The sequence below is a fragment of the Ramlibacter sp. bp-362 genome (assembly GCF_054956735.1).
Genome location: NZ_JBUDXE010000012.1, coordinates 83,489 through 104,546, shown reverse-complemented (window position 1 = coordinate 104,546; position 21,058 = coordinate 83,489). Strand labels below are relative to the sequence as shown.

At 70.4% G+C, this 21,058-nt stretch carries 26 protein-coding genes; 12 read left to right on the top strand and 14 right to left on the bottom strand.

Features of this window, described 5'->3' with window-relative positions:
* Window positions 1-35: 35 nt before the first annotated feature.
* On the top strand, window positions 36-716 hold the full coding sequence (locus tag ACY0MJ_RS17210; protein ID WP_462639761.1) for a glutathione S-transferase family protein: 681 nt from the start codon (window positions 36-38) through the stop codon (window positions 714-716).
* 59 nt (window positions 717-775) lie between these two features.
* On the opposite strand, the gene ACY0MJ_RS17205 is transcribed toward ACY0MJ_RS17210, so the two are convergent.
* The 6 genes from ACY0MJ_RS17205 to ACY0MJ_RS17180 form a co-directional block, all read right to left on the bottom strand.
* Window positions 776-1,087 carry a hypothetical protein gene (locus ACY0MJ_RS17205; protein WP_462639760.1) on the bottom strand — a complete coding sequence of 104 codons (312 nt, stop codon included), beginning with the start codon at window positions 1,085-1,087 and terminating at the stop codon, window positions 776-778.
* Between the two features lie 171 nt (window positions 1,088-1,258).
* A complete protein-coding gene (locus ACY0MJ_RS17200; RefSeq protein WP_462639759.1) occupies window positions 1,259-2,593 on the bottom strand; it encodes an ATP-binding protein in 1,335 nt (444 codons plus the stop codon).
* Window positions 2,590-3,261 carry a response regulator transcription factor gene (locus ACY0MJ_RS17195; protein ID WP_462639758.1) on the bottom strand — a complete coding sequence of 224 codons (672 nt, stop codon included), beginning with the start codon at window positions 3,259-3,261 and terminating at the stop codon, window positions 2,590-2,592. The genes ACY0MJ_RS17200 and ACY0MJ_RS17195 overlap by 4 nt, the downstream gene beginning before the upstream one ends.
* A 10-nt stretch (window positions 3,262-3,271) precedes the next feature.
* Complete coding sequence (locus ACY0MJ_RS17190; RefSeq protein WP_462639757.1) at window positions 3,272-3,511, bottom strand: PepSY domain-containing protein; 240 nt, start codon at window positions 3,509-3,511, stop codon at window positions 3,272-3,274.
* Between the two features lie 16 nt (window positions 3,512-3,527).
* The gene (locus tag ACY0MJ_RS17185; RefSeq protein WP_462639756.1) at window positions 3,528-4,061 is read right to left on the bottom strand and encodes a glycine zipper 2TM domain-containing protein; all 534 of its coding nucleotides are present in this window, start codon (window positions 4,059-4,061) and stop codon (window positions 3,528-3,530) included.
* A gap of 91 nt (window positions 4,062-4,152) precedes the next feature.
* A complete protein-coding gene (locus tag ACY0MJ_RS17180) occupies window positions 4,153-4,656 on the bottom strand; it encodes a hypothetical protein (protein WP_462639755.1) in 504 nt (167 codons plus the stop codon).
* A 216-nt stretch (window positions 4,657-4,872) separates the two neighbouring features.
* On the opposite strand from ACY0MJ_RS17180, the gene ACY0MJ_RS17175 reads away from it, so the two are divergent.
* The 6 genes from ACY0MJ_RS17175 to ACY0MJ_RS17150 all read left to right on the top strand — a co-directional run bounded on the left by ACY0MJ_RS17175 (window position 4,873) and on the right by ACY0MJ_RS17150 (window position 8,752).
* Window positions 4,873-5,139: a flagellar biosynthetic protein FliQ gene (locus ACY0MJ_RS17175; protein ID WP_462639754.1), complete on the top strand. Its 267-nt coding sequence runs from the start codon at window positions 4,873-4,875 to the stop codon at window positions 5,137-5,139.
* A 5-nt stretch (window positions 5,140-5,144) separates the two neighbouring features.
* A complete protein-coding gene (locus ACY0MJ_RS17170) occupies window positions 5,145-5,936 on the top strand; it encodes a flagellar biosynthetic protein FliR (RefSeq protein ID WP_462639753.1) in 792 nt (263 codons plus the stop codon).
* The gene (locus ACY0MJ_RS17165) at window positions 5,936-7,027 is read left to right on the top strand and encodes an EscU/YscU/HrcU family type III secretion system export apparatus switch protein (protein WP_462639752.1); all 1,092 of its coding nucleotides are present in this window, start codon (window positions 5,936-5,938) and stop codon (window positions 7,025-7,027) included. The genes ACY0MJ_RS17170 and ACY0MJ_RS17165 overlap by 1 nt, the downstream gene beginning before the upstream one ends.
* The gene (locus ACY0MJ_RS17160; RefSeq protein WP_462639751.1) at window positions 7,024-7,539 is read left to right on the top strand and encodes an FHIPEP family type III secretion protein; all 516 of its coding nucleotides are present in this window, start codon (window positions 7,024-7,026) and stop codon (window positions 7,537-7,539) included. The genes ACY0MJ_RS17165 and ACY0MJ_RS17160 overlap by 4 nt, the downstream gene beginning before the upstream one ends.
* Before the next feature lie 7 nt (window positions 7,540-7,546).
* On the top strand, window positions 7,547-8,305 hold the full coding sequence (locus ACY0MJ_RS17155) for a sigma-70 family RNA polymerase sigma factor (RefSeq protein ID WP_462639750.1): 759 nt from the start codon (window positions 7,547-7,549) through the stop codon (window positions 8,303-8,305).
* A gap of 72 nt (window positions 8,306-8,377) precedes the next feature.
* Entirely contained in the window at window positions 8,378-8,752 is a 375-nt protein-coding gene (locus tag ACY0MJ_RS17150; RefSeq protein ID WP_462639749.1) for a DUF805 domain-containing protein, read from the top strand.
* Window positions 8,753-8,767: 15 nt separating this feature from the next.
* On the opposite strand, the gene ACY0MJ_RS17145 is transcribed toward ACY0MJ_RS17150, so the two are convergent.
* The 5 genes from ACY0MJ_RS17145 to ACY0MJ_RS17125 form a co-directional block, all read right to left on the bottom strand.
* Window positions 8,768-9,271, bottom strand: coding sequence for a Csu type fimbrial protein (locus ACY0MJ_RS17145; protein ID WP_462639748.1), 504 nt, complete (start codon window positions 9,269-9,271; stop codon window positions 8,768-8,770).
* Window positions 9,240-11,492, bottom strand: coding sequence for a fimbria/pilus outer membrane usher protein (locus tag ACY0MJ_RS17140; protein ID WP_462639747.1), 2,253 nt, complete (start codon window positions 11,490-11,492; stop codon window positions 9,240-9,242). The genes ACY0MJ_RS17145 and ACY0MJ_RS17140 overlap by 32 nt, the downstream gene beginning before the upstream one ends.
* Window positions 11,493-11,666: 174 nt before the next feature.
* Window positions 11,667-12,413, bottom strand: coding sequence for a fimbrial biogenesis chaperone (locus tag ACY0MJ_RS17135; RefSeq protein WP_462639774.1), 747 nt, complete (start codon window positions 12,411-12,413; stop codon window positions 11,667-11,669).
* A gap of 32 nt (window positions 12,414-12,445) precedes the next feature.
* Window positions 12,446-12,892, bottom strand: coding sequence for a spore coat protein U domain-containing protein (locus tag ACY0MJ_RS17130; RefSeq protein ID WP_462639746.1), 447 nt, complete (start codon window positions 12,890-12,892; stop codon window positions 12,446-12,448).
* Window positions 12,893-13,008: 116 nt separating this feature from the next.
* Window positions 13,009-13,479, bottom strand: coding sequence for a spore coat protein U domain-containing protein (locus ACY0MJ_RS17125; RefSeq protein WP_462639745.1), 471 nt, complete (start codon window positions 13,477-13,479; stop codon window positions 13,009-13,011).
* Window positions 13,480-13,834: 355 nt separating this feature from the next.
* On the opposite strand from ACY0MJ_RS17125, the gene ACY0MJ_RS17120 reads away from it, so the two are divergent.
* The 4 genes from ACY0MJ_RS17120 to ACY0MJ_RS17105 are packed head-to-tail and all read left to right on the top strand — an operon-like array spanning window position 13,835 to window position 17,101.
* Complete coding sequence (locus ACY0MJ_RS17120; RefSeq protein WP_462639744.1) at window positions 13,835-14,521, top strand: response regulator transcription factor; 687 nt, start codon at window positions 13,835-13,837, stop codon at window positions 14,519-14,521.
* Window positions 14,518-15,879 carry a sensor histidine kinase gene (locus ACY0MJ_RS17115; RefSeq protein WP_462639743.1) on the top strand — a complete coding sequence of 454 codons (1,362 nt, stop codon included), beginning with the start codon at window positions 14,518-14,520 and terminating at the stop codon, window positions 15,877-15,879. Before ACY0MJ_RS17120 ends, ACY0MJ_RS17115 begins: the two co-directional genes overlap by 4 nt.
* A gap of 53 nt (window positions 15,880-15,932) precedes the next feature.
* On the top strand, window positions 15,933-16,274 hold the full coding sequence (locus tag ACY0MJ_RS17110) for a cupredoxin domain-containing protein (protein ID WP_462639742.1): 342 nt from the start codon (window positions 15,933-15,935) through the stop codon (window positions 16,272-16,274).
* Between the two features lie 11 nt (window positions 16,275-16,285).
* Window positions 16,286-17,101, top strand: a complete 816-nt coding sequence (locus ACY0MJ_RS17105; protein WP_462639741.1) for an FTR1 family iron permease — start codon at window positions 16,286-16,288, stop codon at window positions 17,099-17,101.
* Between the two features lie 17 nt (window positions 17,102-17,118).
* Here the strand turns inward: ACY0MJ_RS17105 and ACY0MJ_RS17100 are convergent, their stop codons facing one another.
* Complete coding sequence (locus tag ACY0MJ_RS17100) at window positions 17,119-17,319, bottom strand: hypothetical protein (RefSeq protein ID WP_462639740.1); 201 nt, start codon at window positions 17,317-17,319, stop codon at window positions 17,119-17,121.
* 149 nt (window positions 17,320-17,468) lie between these two features.
* Here ACY0MJ_RS17100 and htpG point away from each other — a divergent pair, with 149 nt between their 5' ends.
* A complete protein-coding gene (gene htpG / locus ACY0MJ_RS17095; RefSeq protein ID WP_462639739.1) occupies window positions 17,469-19,379 on the top strand; it encodes a molecular chaperone HtpG in 1,911 nt (636 codons plus the stop codon).
* Window positions 19,380-19,382: 3 nt separating this feature from the next.
* Here the strand turns inward: htpG and ACY0MJ_RS17090 are convergent, their stop codons facing one another.
* Window positions 19,383-20,075: a molybdate ABC transporter substrate-binding protein gene (locus tag ACY0MJ_RS17090; RefSeq protein ID WP_462639738.1), complete on the bottom strand. Its 693-nt coding sequence runs from the start codon at window positions 20,073-20,075 to the stop codon at window positions 19,383-19,385.
* Window positions 20,075-21,055: a tripartite tricarboxylate transporter substrate binding protein gene (locus ACY0MJ_RS17085; protein ID WP_462639737.1), complete on the bottom strand. Its 981-nt coding sequence runs from the start codon at window positions 21,053-21,055 to the stop codon at window positions 20,075-20,077. Before ACY0MJ_RS17085 ends, ACY0MJ_RS17090 begins: the two co-directional genes overlap by 1 nt.
* Window positions 21,056-21,058: the final 3 nt, after the last annotated feature.

The window sequence follows — 21,058 nt, the reverse complement described above, 5'->3', positions numbered from 1 at the left end:
TTGCCGGGGCCGCGGCGAAGCGTTAGCTTGCGGCCATGCGCTACGTGCTGCACCACCATCCCCTGTCGTCCTACTGCCAGAAGGTCAGGATCGCCTGCTACGAGCTGGGCGTGGACTTCGAGCCGCGGCACGTCGACCTGGGCAACCCGCAGGAACGCGCCGCCTTCCTGGCGCTGTGGCCCACCGGCAAGATCCCGCTGCTGGTGGCGGACGGCCGCGTCGTGCCCGAGACGAGCATCATGATCGAGTTCCTGCAGCAGCACCATGCGGGCGCGCAGCCGCTGCTGCCGCGCGAGGCACAGGCGCGGCTGGAGGTGCGCCTGTGGGACCGCCTCTGCGACCAGTACGTGATGGCGCCGATGATGGCCATCGTGGCCAACGAGCTGCGGCCGGCGGCGCAGCGCGATCCCCTGGCGGTGGAGGCCTCGCTGGCCACGCTGCGCATGGCCTACGCGATGCTGGAGCGCCAGCTCGCGGGGCGCGAATGGCTGGCGGGGTCCGGCTTCAGCATGGCCGACTGCGCGGCGGCGCCGGCGCTGTTCTATGCGGCGACGCTGTGTCCCTTTCCCCCGGAATGCGCCGGGCTGGCCGCCTACTTCGAGCGTTTGGTGGCGCGTGCCTCGGTGCGGCGCGCGTGGGCCGAGGCGCAGCCGTTCTTCTCCAACTATCCGTTCTACGACCGGATTCCGGGGCGGTTCCTGCAGCCACTGGTGTAGCGCCGCGCCGCTGCCCTCACCCCGGCCCTCTCCCGCGAGCGGGAGAGGGAGCAAGGCGGTCAGACGTCGCGCTTCTTGCGGACGCTGGAGAAGGGGTCGATGTCGTCCAGCTGGCTCGGGCGGGTGTCGCGCACCTGGACGCGGGCGGAGGGCACGAGGTCCGGCAGCTGGCTGTCGAGCGCCGCCATGGAGTCTTCCCAGGCGCTCCAGTCGGCCTGGGTGTTGCCTTCGCCCACCACCTCGGGCAGGTGCGAAGGAATGGAATGTCCCGGATCCATGGGCTGCGTGACCGGCGGGCGGGGGCCTGCCGGGCGGGAGCTCGCCTTCTTCACCGCGGGCTTGGCGCCGCGGTTCCTGAACCACTTGAACATCTGCGTCCTCCGCCGGATGGCACGCGCCTGTGGCCGCGCCTCGGCTTGCCTGCTCCCTGCGCGCATTCTCGGGGGCGGCGCACGGGAGTCAAGAGGGGGAACCGCGGGCGCCGCCGGCCTCCATCCTGATGGCGGGGGCAGCGGGCGATCGCGGCGCGCCTCGCACCGGATTCAGGGCGCCGGCAGCACGATGCGCACCTGCGCGCCGCCCAGCGACCCGCGCCCGAGCTCCAGCTCGCCATGGTGGCTCGCGACGAGGTCGTTCACCACCGCGAGGCCGACGCCGTGGCCCGGCACGCGCTCATCGCCGCGCACGTGGATCTGCAGCACCGATGCCGTGTCGCTGAAGCCGGCGCCGTCGTCTTCCACTTCCAGCACCAGCCGGCCGTCTTCGCGCAAGGCCCGGGCGCGCACGCGGCTGCGCGCCCACTTGGACGCGTTGTCCATCACGTTGCCCAGGATCTCGAACAGGTCGCCCTCCTCGATGCGCCACGCGAGGTCCGGCGGGCACTCCGTGGTGAACGCGAGGCCCTTGTCGGCATGCACCTTGGCCAGCGCGTCGCGCACGCGGTCGAGCACCGGCGCCAGCAGCACGGGCGGCGCGAAGCGCGTGGCGCCGCCGGCCGCCGCGCGACCGAGCTGGTGCTGCACGATGTCGTCCATGCGCGCGACCTGCTCCTGCACGGCCGCGGGCAGCCGCGCCGGCTCGGCCAGCGCGTTGCGCAGGACGGCCAGCGGCGTCTTCAGGCTGTGCGCGAGGAAGCTCAGCGCCTCCTTGTAGCGGCCCTGGCGCACGCGTTCCTGCTGGATCAGCGTGTTCAGGTTGTCGGTGAGCGGCGCGATCTCGTTCGGGTAGCGGCCCTCGATGCGCGCCTGCTCGCCGCCCTCGATCCGGCGGATCTCCGCCGCCACGCGGGCGAGCGGCCGCAGCCCCCACTGCAGCAGCAGGATCTGCGCGATCAGCAGCAGCACGCCGGCGCCGCCCAGCCAGGCCCAGAGCGTGCGCGCGAACGCGTCGATCTCGCGGTCGAACTCGGCGCCGTCCTCCGCCACCGACAGCACCAGCGGCGCCTCGCTGCGTCCCGCCGCCCAGTGCACGCCGTAGCTCACGCGCAGGAAGCCGTGGCCGCCGCCTTCCACGGTTTCGTTGAGCCACTGTCCGGTGGCGACGCCGCTCCTGCGCAACGGCGGGTCGGCGCCCAGCGCGGAGGGCGAGCGCCACTGCTCGTCGCGCTTCGCGTTGTAGATGCTGGCATAGAGCCCCGACTGCGGCAGCGACAGCCGCGGCTCGGAGAAGCCGGGCGGCATCACCAGCGCGCCCGTGTCGTCCAGCTCGGCGCGCGCGAGCAGCAGGTAGATCGTGCCCTGCAGGCGGCCGAAGTGCACGGCGCGCACGCTGTCGGCGTGGGCCCGCTGCACCGCCAGCCCGGCGCCCGCCATGAAGGCCACCAGCACCAGCGCGGCGCCGAGCAGCAGGCGGGCCCGGATCGAGTAGCCGGGCTTCATCCCAGCGTGAAGCGGTAGCCCCGGCCGCGCACCGTCTCGATCGGCGCCAGCTCGCCGCGCGGGTCGAGCTTGCGGCGCAGGCGGCCGATCAGCACCTCCAGCACGTTGCTGTCGCGGTCCTCGCCGTGCGGGTAGAGATAGTCCGACAGCTCCTGCTTGGTGACCACGCGGGCGCGTTCGCGCACCAGGTATTCGAGCAGGCGGTATTCGTAGGCCGTGAGTTCCAGCGGCTCGCCGTCCAGCCGCACGGCCTGCGCGGAGAAGTCGATCACGAGCGGGCCCAGCGTGAGCGCGTCGCTCGCGGCCTTCAGCGAGCGGCGCAGCAGCGCCTTCACGCGCGCGGCGAGCTCGGGGTATTCGAAGGGCTTGACGACGTAGTCGTCGGCGCCGGCCTCCAGGCCGCTCACCTTGTCCTGCCAGCTGCCGCGCGCCGTGAGGATCAGCAGCGGCATGGTGCTGCCGGCGGCGCGCAGCCGCTGCACGATGGTCAGGCCGTTGAGCTTGGGCAGGCCCAGGTCCACGATGGCGAGGTCGAAGGGATATTCCTGGGCCAGGAAGAGGCCCTCCTCGCCGTCCTTCGCCTGGTCGACGCGGTAGCCCTCGGCCTCCAGCTGGCGGGCGAGCGGCAGCCGCAGCGCGGCGTCGTCCTCGATCAGCAGCAGTCGCATGGGCGGGCGGCTAGTGCGCTCGGCCCGTCGCCACGTCCACCAGCACCACGCGGACCTCGCCGCGCGCGGTGACCACCTTGACGCGCCAGACGGCGCGGCCGTTGGACTCGGCCTTCTCCACCGCCAGGACGCGCCCGCCGCTCTCGCGCTGGGCGACGGCCGCCGCGTCGTCGCGGCTGGCCGCGGCCCACGCGGGCAGGCCGGCGGTGGCGAGCAGGGCGGCGCAGAGCAGGGTGCGGGTGGTGTTCACGTCAGGGGTTCCGGGTTCAGCGGCGATGGTACTCGCGCTCGTCCAGCGGCGTGACGGACACGCGCACCGGCAGCGTCCGGCCGGGGTCGTTGCGCAGCACGGTCGTGTAGTGCTGGCCCTGGTACTCGTAGGTCACGCGGTAGCCGTTCACGCGCTGCTGCACGTCGTACACCGTGCGGCAGCTGCGCACCTCGCGCGGGGGCGCCTGCACGTATTGGGGCTGGTTGTTGGCGATGCGGTCGCCGGCCAGGGCACCGATCACCGCGCCGGCCGCCGTGGCGGCTTCGCGGCCGTGGCCCTTGCCGACCTGGTTGCCCAGCAGGCCGCCGGCGACACCGCCGATGATGGCGCCGCCGTAGCCGCCGCCGGTGGCGGTGGGCGCGTCCTGCACCCACTGGCTGCTGCATTCCTGGCGCGGCACCTGCACCGATTCGTACTGGGGCTGCACCTCCTGCACGCGGGCGCGGTCCACGAAGCTCGGGCCCTGCGGCTGGGCTTGCGCGGCGAAGGCGCCGGTGACGGCGAGGGCGAGAAGGGCGACACGTTTCATTTCGGGCTCCTGTTCGTTGTGATGGTGAGCTTAGGCGCGGGTGTGTGAACGGACGCTGAACGGATGTGAAGGTCCGTTCAGCTTCGTGGATTTACCAACGGCGGTCGGCGGCGCGGCCGATGTGCGTCAGGTCGAAGCCCCAGTTGCCCCAGGCGTTCGCCTGGCGCTGGACGTCCACGACGTCGAAGCTCCACGAGCGCTGGCTGGTGTTGCCGGCGCGGTCGCGCACGGTCAGCACGGCGACGTGGCGGCCCGGACGCAGGTTGTCGGCGTAGCGGATGTCGTCGTAGTCCACCCGGGCCTTCCGGGTCACGTCGCGGCCGTCGACACGCAGCGTGACGGAGCGCGGTGCGACGCCGCTGCCCTGGTCGTTGTAGCGCGCCGTGATCTCGGTGCGGCCGCGATCGCTCACGCGCTGGCTCTGCGAGGGCGTGACCTGCAGGATGCGCGGCGCCTGGCGGTCGCGCACCTGCTGGTTGCCGCGGTGCTGCTGGGGCGCGGCGGCGGCGGGTTGCGCCACGAGCAGGGCGGACAGGGGAAGGAGCAGCGCGGTGGCGGCGGCGATCCTGGTGCGGAGAGCGGTACGGGATTGCATGTTTCACCTCATGGAGTGGGTTGGTGTGGAAGGGAGTTTGCGACCGCGTGCATGAACGCCCCCTGAATGAAACGCAGATTTCTCCGGGCCCCGGCGCCAGCGCGCGCACCTCCAATCGAAGGAGGGCCGAATAGGGCCGATGGCTGTGACTTGCCGCACTAAACAGTCGCGCCGCCGGCGCGCACATTCGCTTCCCTGCCCGACGCGGAGAACGAATTGCACAGCGACCTCGCCCTGAAGATGACCGCCGACCTGTTCTGGACCGGCCTGCTCCTGTGCCTGCCGGTGCTGGGCGTGACGATGGTGGTGGGTCTGGTCCTGAGCATCCTGCAGGCGGTGACGCAGGTGCAGGAAATGTCGATCACTTTCGTGCCGAAATTGCTGGCCGCCGGCATCGCCGTGGTGGCGGCCGGCCCCTGGATGCTGCGCACGCTGTGCCGCTTCGCGGCCGGCCTGTGGACGCAGATCCCCTCGATGTTCTGAGCGCCATGCAGGAGATCGTCAGCCTGCTCGGCGCCGCCTGGATCACGACGGTGATGCTTCTCACGGTGCGCATCGCCGCGATCCTGCTGCTCACGCCCGTGCTGTACGCGGTGGCGATGCCGCTGCCGGTGCGGGTGCTGGTGGTGGTCGCGCTGGCCTGCGTCGTGGCGCTGCCCTTCGGCGGCGCGTCGGCGGTGCAGGTGCCGGATCGCACGGCCCTGCTCGCGGCGGTGCTGCGCGAAGCGGCCGTCGGTGCGACGCTGGGCCTCGGCATCCTGATGGCCTTCGGCGGCTTCGCCCTGGCCGGGCGCCTCGTCGACGTGCAGGCGGGCTACGGCATCGCGCAGGTCTTCGATCCGCTCACGCGCGCCCGGGTGCCCATCCTGTCCGCCGTGTTCGGCCTGCTCGCGGCGGTGTTCTTCTTCGTGGTCGACGGCCACCATGCCCTGCTGCGCGGCATCGCTTACAGCGTCGAGCGCTTCCCGATCGGCGCCGGCTGGCCGCAGGGCGCGGCGGCCGAACCCGTGGCGCGCCAGGCGGCCGGGCTCTTCACCCTCGGCTTCGCGCTGGCCGCGCCCATCGTGCTGGCCCTGCTGCTCGTGGAGTTCGTGCTCGGCGTGGTGTCGCGCAACCTGCCGCAGATGAACATGCTGGTGCTGGGCATCCCGGTGAAGATCCTCGCCGTCCTGCTGGCGCTGTCGGTGTGGGCCGGCGGCTTCGCCGCACCCGCGCGGCGGCTGTATGCCGGCATCGTCGACGCCTGGGCCGCGTGGTTCCAGTCGGGGGGACTGCGCTGATGGCCGAGCAGGATATCGACCGCAGCGAACAGGCCACGCCCTTCAAGCTGCAGAAGGCGCGCGAGCGCGGGCAGACGGCCCGCAGCGTCGATGCGGTGGCCTGCGCCGTGTTCCTGGCGGGCGTGGCCTGCCTGGCCTGGCAAGGCGGCGAGACCACCATCGCGCTGCTGCGCCTCGCGCGCGCGGCGCTGGCGCAGGCCGGGCGCCTCGATGCGGCGGGCGCCGCGCTGTCGCCGCTGGCCGCGGACCTCGCAACCGCGGCGGCCGGCGTGCTGCTGCCCTTGCTGCTGGCGCTGCCGCTCACGGGCGCCCTCGCGTCCGTGGCGCAGACCGGCATGGTGTTCTCCTTCACGCCCCTGCAGATGGACTTCCAGCGGGTGAATCCCGCGACCGGGTTCCAGCGCGTGTTCTCGCGCCGCACGCTGTTCGAGATCGCCCGCGCCTGCGCCAAGCTGCTGGTGCTGGCGGCGGCGGGCATCGCCTCGCTGCTGGCGCTGCTGCCGCAATTCCACGTGCTGTCGGCGATGGCGCCGGGCGCCTTCCTGCACACGCTCCTGGCGGACCTCGCGGGGCTGGGCTGGAAGATGGGCGCCGCGCTCGCGCTGGTGGCCGCCGCCGACCTGCTGTACACGCGGGCGGAGTTCGGCCGCAAGATGCGCATGAGCCGGCGCGAGCTGAAGGACGAATACCGCCACCGCGAAGGCGACCCGCGCATCCGGGGGCGGCTGCGCGAGCTGCGGCGCGAACTGCTGAAGCGCAGCCAGGCCCTGCGCAACACGCGCCATGCCGACGTCGTTCTGACGAACCCGACGCACTACGCCGTGGCCCTGCGCTACGTGCACGGCGAGATGGAAGCGCCGCGCGTCGTCGCCAAGGGCGCCGGGCAGCTGGCCGCGGCGATGCGGGAGCTCGCCGCCCGCCACCGCATCGTCGTCGTGCAGAACCCGCCGCTGGCGCGCCGCCTGTTCCGCGCCGCGGCGATCGACGCCACCCTGCCGGCCGAATTCCACGCGGAGGTGGCGCGCATCATCGTCTGGGTGCTGGCGATCCGGCGTCAGCGCGCCGCGGCGGCCGCGGGAGCCGCGGCATGAAGGCGCTCAAGGCCCTCCTGGGCCGCAACAGCGACGTCGCGATGGTGCTCGCCGTGCTGGGCGTGCTGCTCGTGCTGTTCGTGCCCGTGCCGCGGCCGCTGCTGGACTTCCTGATCCTGGCGAACTTCAGCTTCGCCTTCCTGCTGCTGCTGCTCACGTTCTACATGGCGCGGCCGGTGGAGTTCTCGACCTTCCCTTCGCTCTTGCTGCTCGCCACGCTGTTCCGCCTGTCGCTGAACGTCGCGGCCACCCGCCTGATCCTCGCCGAAGGCGATGCGGGGCGCGTGATCGCCGCCATCGGCTCCTACGTCGTGGCGGGAAATTACGTCGTGGGCCTCATCGTGTTCCTGCCGTTCCTGCTGATCGATCTCGTGGTCTCCAGCGTGCTCATGGCGCTGGGCATGATGATGATGCCGCCGACGACCGTGGCGCTGCCGCTGAAAGTATTGATGTTCGTGCTCGTGGACGGCTGGAGCCTGGTGCTGCAGGCGCTGGTCGGTTCCTTCCACTGACCGTGCCATGGACCTGGCCGCCGCCCCCGCCGCCGTGGACGAAGCCGCGCTGTGGGGCCGCCTGCGCGAGGGCGGCGACGAAGAGGCGCGCGCGCAGCTGCTCGCGCTGCACATGCCCTATGCCAAGGTCGTCGCGGCCAGCTACTACGGCAAGCGCTTCCACGACGAGATCGAGTTCGGCGACTACCTGCAGTACGCCTCGCTGGGCCTGCTCGAGGCGCTGGACCGCTACGACCCGGCGCGCGGCGTGCAGTTCCGGACCTTCGCGGCGCGGCGCATGCACGGGTCCATCCTCAACGGCCTGGAGCGGCTCACGGAGAAGCAGCAGCAGATCGCGGCGCGCCAGCGCCTGCGCCGCGAACGCATGCAGGACATCCAGGCGCTGGGCGCGCCGGGCGGCGAGGAGGCGCCGCAAGGCGCCGAGCAGCTGCTGCGCTTCGTCTCCGAGGTCGGCATCGGCCTGGCCCTGTGCTGGATGCTGGAGGGCACGGGCATGGTGGAGGGCCCCGAGCCGGCGGCTGCCGCGCCCTTCTACCGGAGTGTGGCGATGCGCCAACTGCGGCATCGATTGCTGCACGCCCTGGACGCCTTGCCGCCGCAGGACCGCACCGTGCTGCGCAGCCATTACCTGCAGGAGATCCCCTTCGACGAGATCGCCGCGACGCTGCAGCTCACCAAGGGGCGGATCTCGCAGATCCACAAGCAGGCGCTGCAGCGCCTGCGCGTGCTGATGCGCGAGCACGCCGACTGGGAAGCGGCTTTCTAGCGGCGCAGGCCGCGCTTGCGTTCCGGCCTCCCCTCCGTATCATGGCGGGCGCCCATAACGAGGAGGGACCCCATGGATTTCAAGCAATCCGTCATCCGCTGCGTGCGCGACAAGTACGCCGATTTCAACGGGCGCGCCAGCCGTCCGGAGTTCTGGTGGTTCGCGCTGGCCTGCTTCCTGGTGGCCGTCGTGTTCAACCTGCTGCGCCTGGAGCTGCTTGGCGCGCTGGTGAACCTGGCGCTGCTGCTGCCCTCGCTGGCCGTGGGTTCGCGCCGGCTGCACGACATCGGCAAGAGCGGCTGGTTCCAGCTGATCTGGCTCATTCCCCTGATCGGCTGGGCGATCATGATCTACTGGCTGGTGCAGCCGAGCGCCGGCCCCAACGAATACGGCGAAGGCCCCGCCGCGGCGGACGTGCCTGCCGAGATGCCTCCCGGGACGGTTTGAACGCGCTGCCCGGCGTCAGGGCGACAGCGTGACCTGCACGCTGTCGACGTACTCGCCGGGCGTCACGTCCTGGCGGGCGCGGATCCGCCCGTAGACGGTGAAGGTGACGTCCACCGTCCGGCTGTTCTGGACCTTGGCCAGCTGGGTCATCGCGTCCACGCCCGGCGTGTAGCCCCATACGGCGGAGCGGCCCGCATCGCGGAACAACCCGTAGTACAGGAGGTCGGTGCCGCCGGCCAGCTGCATCCGCCTGTTGTTGACCGAACCACCCGCCCCCGGTCCGATACCCAAGGTGAGATTGATGTTGGGGTTGCCGCCGGAGTCGCTTTCGCAGCGCACCAGGATCAGGGCAACCGTGTCCGTTGGCGCGCTGCTGGTGACGTCGTACACGCCGAAGGCCGTACTGCTGGAGCTCACGAATCCGCAGCTGATCGCGGCCTGCGCGCCCGGCGTGCAGGCGAGGGCGATGCCGGCGAGCGCCAGCGCCCTAGCGGCAGACCAGGCCGTCCTGCAGTTCATGCACCGCCTCCGCGAAGCTGGGAATGTCCATCACGCAAGAATAACTCCTGCCGTCGACCTGCACGCTGCCCGTGTAGCGGCCGGGCGGCGCGTCCTCCAGGTAGAACTCGCCCGAACGCGCCGTCTCGATCGGCAGGCGTGCCGGACCCGTCATCTCCCAGGCCCGGGTGGCGAGCGCCGTGCGCGCCTCGCCCCGCACCAGCCAGGCCTGTCCGCTCACGGCGCTCAGCTTGCGCCCCCCGAAGTTCACAAGCGTGCCGCTCTTGTAGGCGGGCGCGATGGTGACGCGCTTGCGCGCGATGCTGTATTCCATCGACAGCTGCCGGTCGTCGAGCGTCACGGTCTGGCGGCCGAAGGCGCCCACGTTCGGGATCAGCAGGTTGCCGTGGGTGTCTGTCTGGCCTTGCACCTGGCTGTTCAGCAGGATATCCACGCCCGCTTGGGGCACGCCCAGGCGCGCCAGCGCGAACCCGTCGGAGACGGGGCGGGTTGCGCCGACGTAGCCGTCCAGCGCCACCACCGCGCCCGAAACGCCCGCTTCGGCATAGTGCGCGTTGCCGCCCTGCGTCTGCGCGCTGGCGTTCAGGTCCACGGTCACCGGCTTCAGGTTCCATGTGGCGGAGCCGTAGGTGAAATCGCTGGCCACGCCGTGGTTGCGGGCCAGCAAAGTGCCTGCGCGGTAGCCCATCCCCTCGCCCTGCGGCAGCTGCTGGCCCGTCTCCGCCTCGACGGCGCGGTACTCCGGACCACTGCGGAAAGTGCCGCCCACCCAGCGCTGGTGCGCGAGCTCCAGCCGCAGGTAGACGTTGAAGGCCCAGTCCGTGTTGGTGTCGGTGCGGCTGCGTGTGTACTCGGCGAACAGCGTTGCCTGCCGGCCGAGGCTGGACGACACGCGCACCGCGTAGTTCTGGCGCGTTCCGATGGTCTCGTGCACACGCGCGTAGTCGAGCGACAGGTTGGCCTGGTCCGACAGGCGCGTCGAGCCGCCCAGGCGCGTTTCGTCCAGCAGACCGATCCCACCGCCGCCCAGGGCGAAGGTGCGGAATCCCCGCTCCAGCTTGCGGCGCGACGCGAACAATGTCATCTGCGGCGCGATGTAGGCGTAGCGCGCCGACCAGCCCTGCGCATGCCGCTCGGTGTCGTGGTCGACGCTGCCCAGCCTGCCCACGGAGAGCAGCCCCAGCGTGTCGCTGCGCAAGGTGAGGCCGGCGCCTCCGCTGGCGAAGTCGGGGCTGCCTTCGCCGCCGGCCTCCACGGTGACCCGGTCGCTCACGCCGTAGCGGTGGAAGCCCTGCCACGCGGACTCGCGGTAATGCCAACGGTCGTCGGCACCCAGTTCCGCGCGCCGCCCGAAGAAATAGCTGTATTCGTGCAGACCCTTGGCCAGCACGCTGTCGGTGAACAGGAAGGGCTGCTCGTAGACCTGGCGCCGGCCGGTGGCGTCGATCACGGTCACGCGCACGTCGCGTACGCCGTTGTAGTAATACAGGTTGTCGAGCGAGACGGGGCCGGGTGCCACCGTCGTGCGGTACAGCGTATTCCCGTCCACGGCCACTTCCACCTGCGACGGCGTGGGTGCGGCGACCTGGAAAGAGGCCGTCGGCTGGCGCATCACGTCCGGCGTGATTGCGAACAGGCGCGTGAGCGAGATGCCGGCGGCTGGAAAGGTCGTGCCGAGGGGACCACCGGCCGTAAGCTGATCGCCGGCCACCACCCGCCGGCCGCCCAAGCGGTCGTCCCAGACCAGTTGGGTCGTCCCGCGCGCGAATGCCGGTACCGGGCGGCCGGTCTCCACCTTGGCCTCCTGCCGCAGCAGCATTTCGCCGATGCGCACGTTCAGCTCGCCAGCCAGGCGGAGCTGCAGCGGCCCCGTGTCTGACTGGCGCACGGAGGCGCGGTAGTTCAGGATGCTGCTGGGCGCCGGCGTGGTGATCGGCGCCGGAGCGGGCCGGCCCGACAGATCGATGCGCGTCACCTCCAGCTCGCTGGACGGAAACGAAAGCGACACCGAGAGGCTGGCCTCGTCGAAGACGAGCTCCCGTGCGGAGAGTGCGCGCAGCGAGTAGTAGTCCATTCCGGCGGCGCTCCGTCGCGCCGCTTCGGTGGAGTTCACCTTGAGGCGGGGGAGGTCCTGCGCGGGCAGCCAGAAATCGCCGTCGGGCGTGCGCAGCAGGGTGAATTCGCCGCGGTTCACCCCGTTGCTGCGGACCGTGACGATCATCTCCTCGCCAAACTGGGGGGCCGCCGCGCCGGCCGCGGGCGCCTGCGCCCGAGCCGGTGTCAGCGGGCCGGCGAGTCCGCCCAGAACGGCAATCAGGAAGGCCGCGGAACGCGCATGCGCCGCCATCAATCCCGGCAGGCGCACGGCACAATGCTCACCGGAGGCATCCCGGCATCAGGCGCAGCGCGCCGCGTCCGCGGCGAGCGTGCGTTCGATCTTGCTGCTGTCCTCGCCTTCGACGGTGACCGAGAAGCTCTTCGCCTTCTGGCAGACCTCGCGCGGCACCTCGAGCCCGTAGGTCCGCGCGGTGCCCGGCAGAGAGTACCAGCCGTTGACGTAGCCCGTCCACCCGGCATTGTCGGAGAAGCTGACGCGAGCGGTGCGGAAATGCTGCGTGCCCGGGTTGCGCACCACCACCGAGAGCTTGCCGGCCTCGAGCGCCGGCTGGCCGACTTCGGGCTGCGGACTGGCGTTGCCCGGCGTCACGAACACCGGCACGCCGAAGCGGAAATAGAAGCTGACGGCGGTAGGCGCGCCGGGCTTGGCCGAGGGCACTTCCTCGATGAACAGGCGATAGGCGCGTTCCGTGCCCGTGGCCGGCGCCTTCGTCCCGATCCGGATCAGGCGCTTGGTGCCCGGCTCCAACTCCAACTGGCGCGGGAAATACACAAGGTCGCTGCTGTCGGTGTAGATGTCCTTGCCGGCGGCGTCCTGTGTCCAGGCCACGAGCTTGACCGCCACCCGCAGGCGCGCGGTGGAGTCGTTGGTGACGGTGATCGTCTCGCTCAGCACGCCCGGCTTCAAGTGGGCGCGAATGGGGGAAACGGAAAAGCTGGCGGGCAGCGCGGAGAGCGGAAGGGCGGCGATGAACGCGAGCCACAGATTGGCGGCCGCGCGCCGCGGGAACATCGGAATGCGCATGGCCGCCACTGTGGGTCCCCGAGCGGGAAAGGTCAAGGCGCGACGGAGATCGTGACCAGGTCCAGGTAGTCACCCGCCGTCGCATTCTGGAACTCGAATGGCCGGATGGTGCCTTTCACCGTGAACGAGAGCGTGCTGTTCTTCGAGATGGTGGCCGACGCCGGCGTGATCGCGAGGCTGTAGGGCAGGTACTCGGTCGTGACCGTGGTGTGCTGCATCCTGCGGACGCCAGGGCCAGTGGAGTACTTGCCGGTGCCGACCGTGAACGCCAGGGTGACGGTGCTGGACTGACCGCCATTGCACGTGATGCTGCCGTCCACGGTCGCCGTGGCGTCGGAAGTCGACGCGGGGTCAATCGGGGAGAACTGCAGGATCAGGTTGCCCGAGTTGAACTTGCAGTTGCTCTTCGAGACGATCACGGCCACGACGCCGAGGCCGGTAGGGGCCGCGGCGACCGGAAGCGGGGCACACGCAGCCAAGGCGAGCATGGAACCGCATCCCAGCTGCCCAACGCGCGATCGAAGAGGAAACTGCATGGTCAGAAATTGATCGGGCGCCGGAGTGCGGCGCCCGAAAGGTCAGCGCACGGCCGGGATCAGGGCGTCAGAACGACCGGGAGGGTCACGGAGTAGTTGCCTGCGCTCAGGTTCTGGTAGACGAGGGCGTCGATATCGCCGGTCACCGCCACCGAGACTTCCTGGCCGGGGGCCATGCCCGCGCCGGCGGGCAGGGTGGTGCTCCAGGTGAGCTTGAACGGGATCTTGTCGGCGGTCACCGTGGCGTGAACCATGTTGCCAAGGTAGGTGCCGTCCTCATCGGCGTCGATGCTCAGCTTGCTCGGCGCCTTGCCCTTGGTGCACAGATACTTGATGGCAGTCGAGCCGGTGGCGGCGGGAGCCAGCACCGGGTCCAGGGGACCAAAGTCCAGAGCCGGGGCTTCGGCCATCTTGCAGGTCCCGGTCACGCTGGCCTTGACTTCCATGTTCATGGAGTCGGCCAGCGCGGCAGTGGAAAAGACCGTCGCAACAGCGGCGGCGATGGCGATGCGAACAGCTTTCTTGCTCATGGCGTTCTCCTAACGATTCGTCCTAGGTGTGCTTAGGCGAAATGCCTAAGGCGATGGATGAACTGTAGGGCCATTCGTAACCCGTTGCAACAGCTTCTCTTAGCCAAATCAACGACTTAGTGCGACATCCGGCGCAAACCACAACGTTTGTCACGCGTAACGCACCGTTAACGCCCGGACGGCCGACGAGCGGCTCGTCCGGGTGGACGAGCGGGTTAACCCTAGGTTGCGAATCCGCCACCAAAGGCCGCCGGCGGCCCCGCTCATGCTGCCCTAAGACGGCCGCATTACGCTTCGCGTTCCGGAAGGGAGAACGCCTATGGAACGGGTGCCATCTTCGCGGCAGGAGCCCTGAATGCGGGTCCTGCTGGTCGAAGACGACGACATGATCGGCCACAGCCTGCGCGAGGCGCTCGCGGCGCAGGGCTGGTCCGTGGACTGGGTCCGCGACGGCCTGCTGGCGCAGAGCGCCTGGGCCGACGGCGACTACGCGTGCGTGCTGCTGGACCTGGGCCTGCCCAAGCGCGACGGCGTCGAAGTGCTGCGCCACGCGCGCAGCCGCGGCGACGCCACGCCGGTGCTGGTGCTCACCGCGCGCGACGGCCTCGACGACCGCGTCGCGGGCCTGGATCTCGGCGCCGACGACTACCTCGTGAAGCCCTACCAGCTGCGCGAGCTGCTGGCACGCATGCGCGCGATCATCCGCCGGCGCGACGGCAGCGCGCATTCCGTCATCGGCAACACCACCGTGCAACTGGATCTCACGACCCGCGAGGTGCTGGTGCAGGGCGAGCGCGCGCAGCTGTCGGCGCGGGAGTTCTCCTTGCTGCACGCGTTGCTGGAGCGCCCTGGCGCGATCCTCTCGCGCGAGCAGCTGGAAAACCGCATCTACGGCTGGGGCGAGGAGGTGAGCAGCAACGCGGTGGATGTCCTGATCCACGGCATGCGCCGCAAGCTCGGGCCCGATGCGATCCGCAACGTGCGCGGCCTCGGCTGGCGCGTCTCCGGCGGTGGGGCCGCCGCGCCCGGGAGCGCGCCATGAAATGGCAGGTGTTCCCCCGAGGCCCGATGTGCTCGCTGCGGCGGGCGCTCATGCTGTGGCTGGTCCCCGTGTTCGTGCTGGTGGGCGGCGCCTCGGCGGCGGTCACCTACTGGTCGTACGGCAACATGGTCGGCACCTTCCTGGACGACCAGATGCAGCAGCTGGCCGACGCGCTCGCGCACAACGAGATGGTGCAGCCCGCCCCGCAGAGCGCCGACCGCGTGCACAAGTGGGGCGCCTACGTCGTGCAGGACTTCGGGCCGCAGGGCGCGCTGCAGGCCACCTCGTGGCCCGACGTGCGCGTGCCGCTGCAGGCCGGCACCGGTTTCCACGACGTCGCGCAGGACGGCAGCCGCTGGCGCGTCTACACGCAGCCCGCGGCCCAGCCCGGCGGGCACAGCGTGCAGGTGCTGCAGAGCGCGCACTTCCGCGCCAAGCTGGCGGCCGAGCGCGCGGGCGCGGCGGTCGCGCCCTTCCTGCTGCTTCTGCCGCTGGCGATGTTCGTGCTGTGGGGCGTTGCGCGGGCGATGTCGCGCGCGCTGCAGGACATCGGCCGCGAAGCGGCGCAGCAGGACGAGCACCACATCGCCGAACTGCCCCTGGGCAACGTGCCGCAGGAGCTGAAGCCCCTCGTCTCCTCCTTCAACAGCCTGCTGCGGCGGCTGCGCGATGCCTTCGCGACGCAGCGGCGCTTCGTGCAGGACGCCGCGCACGAGCTGCGTACGCCGATCGCGGCGATCGGCCTGCAGGTGGAGAACATGCGCAACGACATGAACTGCCCCGCGGCGGAAGAGCGCTTCGCCCACCTGGAGGCCGGGGTGCGGCGGGCGCAGCGCCTGGTGGACCAGCTGCTGCGCCTGTCGCGGCAGGAGGCCGCGGGCGCCGACGGGCCGGCGATCGTCGACCTGCAGGCGCAACTGCGCGAAAGCATGAACACGCTGATCGGCCTGGCCGACCAGCGCAACATCGACCTCGGCCTGGTCGGGCCGGAGCAGGCGGGCGGGCCGATCACGCTCCATTGCGCGGCCGGCGACCTGCGCAGCCTGCTCGACAACCTGATCGAGAACGCGCTGCGCTACACGCCCGAGGGCGGGGTGGTCGACGTGCGCCTGTTGCACGAGTCGGGCCAGGTGGCCGTCGAAGTGGTGGACACGGGCCCCGGCATCCCGCAGGAACTGCTGCCGCGCGTGTTCGACCGCTTCTTCCGCGTCCCGGGAAACGGCGTGAGTGGCAGCGGCCTCGGCCTGGCGATCGCGCAGGCCGCGGCGCAGCGCGCGGGGCTGCTGCTCACGCTGCGCAACCGGCAGGACCGCAGCGGCCTGGTCGCCCGCATCGAGGGAGCCGCTCCTTCGCGTTGACGAATGAGATTGATTCGCATTAAGATGGCGCCCTCCCGTCGAAAGGACGCCTCATGCGCTCCAGCCGCCTCCTCCCCTCCCTCGCGTTCGCCTTCGCGGCCCTCGCCCTCCCCATGGCGCACGCGGCCGACACGCCCGAGTTCGCGCTCACCATCAAGGACCACAAGTTCGAACCGGCCGAGCTGAAGGTGCCCGCCGGCAAGCGCGTGAAGCTGGTGGTCCACAACCAGGACGGCACGCCCGAGGAGTTCGAAAGCCACAGCATGAACCGCGAGAAGGTGATCCCCGGCGGCGCCAGGGGCACCATCTTCGTCGGACCGCTGAAGCCGGGCCGCTACGAGTTCTTCGGCGAATACCACGAGAAGACGGCCCAGGGCGCCGTCGTCGCCGAGTAGGCGGCGCTCGCATGTTCGCCACGGCGCTGATCGTCTTCCGCGAGTCGCTGGAAGCGGCGCTCTTCGTCGGCATCGTCGCAGCGGCGACGCGTGGCCTGCCAGGGCGCACCCGCTGGCTCGCCGGCGGGGTCGGCGCCGGGGTGCTGGGAGCCCTCGCGCTCGCCTTCGCCGCGCAGCACGTGAGCGAATGGGTCGACGGCCTGGGCCAGGACATCGTCAACATCGGCATCCTGTCGCTCGCGCTGGCCATGCTGCTGTGGCACTGCATCTGGGTGAGCACGCATTCGCGCGAGCTGGCGCTGCAGGCGCGCCAGCTCGGCTCCTCGGTGCAGCTGGGGCAACGCACGCCCTGGGCCCTGACGATCGCCGTGGCGCTCGCCGTGCTGCGCGAAGGATCCGAGACCGTCCTCTTCGTCGGCGGCGCGCTGACCGGCTCCGCCGTGCAGCCGGCTGAAGTGGTGCTCTCGCTGGCGATCGGGGTGGCGCTCGGCGTCGCCGTCGGCGCGGTGGTCTACGGCGGGCTGACGCGCCTGCCGGTGCGCCACGTGTTCACCGCCACGAACGCGCTGATCGCTGTCCTGGCCGGTTCCATCGCGAGCCAGCTGGTGAAGTCGCTGGCGCAGGCCGGCTTCATCGAGCACTGGACTGCACCCGTGTGGGACACGAGCGCGGCGCTGTCACCCGACTCGGCGCTCGGCACCTTCCTGCATGCGCTGGTGGGCTACGACGCACGGCCTTCGGCCGCGCAGCTCGCCGGCTACGTGCTGGTGCTGGTGCTGATCTACGTCGGCACGCGCATGCTGCGGCCTTCGGCGCGCGTGCGCTGACGGCCCGTCCGGGCCGGTCAGAGGGTGATGGTCACGGTGACCGGATCGTCCGCCGGCACCGCGACGTGCAGCGTCAGCGCGGGTTCGATGGCCCAGAAGCCACCCAGCCACTCGGTGGCGGGCTGCGCGTGCGCGGCGGCCACGGTGAGCGTGTGCGCGTCGTCGTCGGCGCGGTTCACCGTGTCGGCCCAGGGCGTGGCAGGCAGCTCGATCCTCATGGAGTGGCACTGTAACCATGCGTTGCAGCCGCGTATACGGGCGCGATGCAGGAAACGTCGAATAGTTCACGCAAGGGTGCAGTAGCATCGTCCGCCTTGAAATGTTCACGCGCGCCCCTAGGTCGGGAGCGCTGCATCCGCACAACACCATGACCCAGAAACAGACCCTCTCCTTCCAGGCCGAGGTGGCGCAGCTGCTGCACCTCGTCACCCACTCGCTCTATTCCAACAAGGAGATCTTCCTCCGCGAGCTGATCTCCAACGCCTCCGACGCCTGCGACAAGCTGCGCTTCGAGGCGCTGCACGACGCCTCTCTCTACGAGGACCAGCCCAACCTGGAAGTGCGCGTCTCCTTCGACAAGGAAGCGCGCACGCTCACCGTCGCCGACAACGGCATCGGCCTGTCGCAGGAGGAGGCGATCGCCAACCTGGGCACCATCGCCAAGAGCGGCACGCGCGAGTTCATGAACCGCCTTTCGGGCGACCAGAAGGCCGACGCGCAGCTCATCGGCCAGTTCGGCGTCGGTTTCTATTCCGGCTTCATCGTCGCCGACCGCATCACCGTGGAGTCGCGCCGCGCCGGCCTGCCGGCGGAGCAGGGCGTGCGCTGGGTGAGCGCCGGCGCCGGCGACTTCGAGGTCGAGCAGATCACGCGCGCGCAGCGCGGCACCAGCGTGACGCTGCACCTGCGCGAGGACGCGCTGGACTACCTCTCCACCTGGAAGCTCAAATCCATCATCGGCAAGTACTCCGACCACATCTCGCTGCCCATCCTCATGCGCAAGGAGGAATGGAAGGAAGGCGAGGAAGGCAAAGGCGGCGAGCACGTGCTCACCGACGAATGGGAGACCGTCAACCAGGCCACCGCGCTGTGGTCGCGGGCGAAGAAGGACATCACGCCGGAGCAGTACAAGGAGTTCTACAAGGCGATCAGCCACGACTACGAGGACCCGCTCGCCTGGACGCACAACCGCGTGGAGGGCGGCACCGAGTACACGCAGCTGCTGTACATCCCCGCGCGCGCGCCCTTCGACCTGTGGAACCGCGAGAAGGCCGCCGGCGTCAAGCTGTACGTCAAGCGCGTGTTCATCATGGACGAGGCCGAGGCGCTGCTGCCCGCGTACCTGCGCTTCGTGAAGGGCGTGATCGACTCCGCCGACCTGCCGCTGAACGTCAGCCGCGAGCTGCTGCAGGAAAGCCGCGACGTGAAGGCGATCCGGGAGGGCAACACCCGGCGCGTGCTGGCCATGCTGGAAGACCTCGCGAAGGCCGAGAAGGAAGAAGGCGCGAGCGAGGAGGACAAGGGCAAGTTCGCGAAGTTCTACGCCGAGTTCGGCGCCGTCCTGAAGGAAGGCCTGGGCGAGGACTTCGGCAACCGCGAGCGCCTCGCGAAGCTCCTGCGCTTTGCCTCCACGTCCAGCGACACCGCGAGCGTGTCCCTGGCCGACTACAAGGCGCGGATGAAGGAAGGCCAGGAGGCCATCTACTACATCACCGCCGACACGCAGGCGGCCGCGGCGCACAGCCCGCAGCTGGAGATCTTCCGCAAAAAGGGCATCGAGGTGCTCTACATGACGGACCGCGTGGACGAGTGGGCGCTGTCCTTCCTGAACGAGTTCGACGGCACGCCGCTGCAGTCGGTGGCCAAGGGCGCCGTGGACCTGGGCAAGCTGCAGGACGAGGCGGAGAAGAAGGCCGCGGAGGAAGCGGCCGAGTCCTTCAAGCCGGTGCTGGCGAAGCTCAAGGAAGCGCTCAAGGACAAGGCCGAGGACGTGCGCGTGACCAGCCGCCTCGTGGATTCGCCGGCCTGCCTGGTGGTGACCGAGGGCGGCATGAGCCTGCAGCTGGCGCGCCTGCTCAAGCAGGCGGGCCAGAAGGCGCCGGACACCAAGCCGGTGCTGGAGGTGAACCCGGCGCACCCGCTGGTGCAGAAGCTCGATGGCTCGCCGAACTTCCACGACCTGGCGCTGATCCTGTTCGACCAGGCGCTGCTGGCCGAGGGCGGGATGCCGGAAGATCCGGCCGGGTACGTGAAGCGGGTGAACGCGTTGTTGTCGTGAGGATCAGGCGAAGCCGCACTCGCGGCGCGCCTGCGCCGCGTCGGCCGCGGTGAGCGTCTCGATCAGCGCGCGGGCGAGGTCCGGCGCGTCGCCGCCGCTGGCCACCGCGGCCGTGTAGGTGGTGCTCAGTTCGTGCGGGGGCGGCAGCACGCCGCTCAACTGCACGCCGGGCGTGATCAGGATCTCGGTGACCTGCGTGCAGCCCACGGCATCGGCCTCCGGCGCCTGCGCCAGCGCCGCCATCGCGGTGGCGCCGTTCGGGAAGGTGCGCAGCTCGGGGCGGTCCGCCAGGCCCAGCGCGCGCAGCACCTTGATGAAGTGGATGCCCGCCGTGGCCTTGGCCGGATCGGGGAAGTAGATCGCGCCGGCGTCCTGCAGCAGCGTGCGCAGTTCCTGCTCGCTGCGCACCTGCACCGGACCGCGGCCCGCCTTCAGCGCCAGCCCGGTCTGCACCTGGCCCACCGGCCGCATCGACGCCGCGTCCGCGCGGCCTTCGGCGACGAGTTCGTCGATCAGCTTCTGGCTCAGGACCAGCAGGTCGCAGGGATCGCCCGCGATCAGCTTTTCCTTCATCAGGCCGACGGCGCCGAAGCTCGCCTGGATGCGGCAGTCGTGCCGCGCCTCGAACGCGGCCTGCAGGCGCGTGACCAGGCCTTGCGCGGCGCCGCCGCTCAGGAGATGCAGCGTGCGCGCCATCAGTCCGCCTTGATGTGGGCGGACTTGATCACCTTGGCCCACTTCTGGATGTCGCCCTTCACGTAGCGGTCGAACTCCTGCGGGCTCATGACCATCGCCATCGCGCCCTGCCTGGCCCACTGCTGCTGCACCTCGGGCTGGCTCACGATCTTGCTGACGCCTTCGTTCAGGCGGTTGACGATCGCCGCGGGGGTGCCCTTGGGTGCGAGCAGCCCCAGCCAGATCGTCGCCTCGTAGCCGGGCACGCCCGACTCGTCCACCGTCGGCACGTCGGGCAGCACGGAGGAACGCTTCTTGCCGGTGGTGGCGATGGCCTTCACCTTGCCGGCCTTGATGTTCTCCGCCTGCGTGGTGATGGCGTCGAACATCATGTCCACCTGGCCGCCCAGCACGTCGGTGCGCGCGCCGGAACTGCCCTTGTACGGGATGTGGACGATCTTGCTGTCCGACAGGCTCTTGAACAGCTCGCCGGCCATGTGGTATGGCGTGCCCGTGCCCGAGGAGGCGTAGTTGAGCTTGCCGGGCTTTTCCTTGGCGAGCTTGAGCACGTCGTGCACGTTGGCCACGCCCACCTTGGGATTGGCGACCAGCACGAGGTCGGACGAGTTGATCGGCGCGACCGCGACGAAGTCGCGTTCGAGCTCATAGGGCTTGTTGGCCACCAGCGTCTCGTTCACCGTGTGCGTGTTCGACATCAGCAGCAGCGTGTAGCCGTCGGGCGGCGACTTCGCCACGACGTCGGTGCCGATCACGGCGCCGGCGCCCGGCTTGTTCTCGACGATGAAGGAGCCGCCCAGCACCTCCGGCAGGCGCTGAGCCAGGTAGCGCGCGAACAGGTCGGCCGGCCCGCCCACCGCGAAGGGCACGACGATCTTCACGGGATGGCTGGGATACGCCTGCGCGGCGGCGGGCAGGGCGTGCAGCAGGCCGCCCGCGCAGGCGAGGGCGGCAGCGAGACGGACGAACTGGTGGCGCTTCATGGG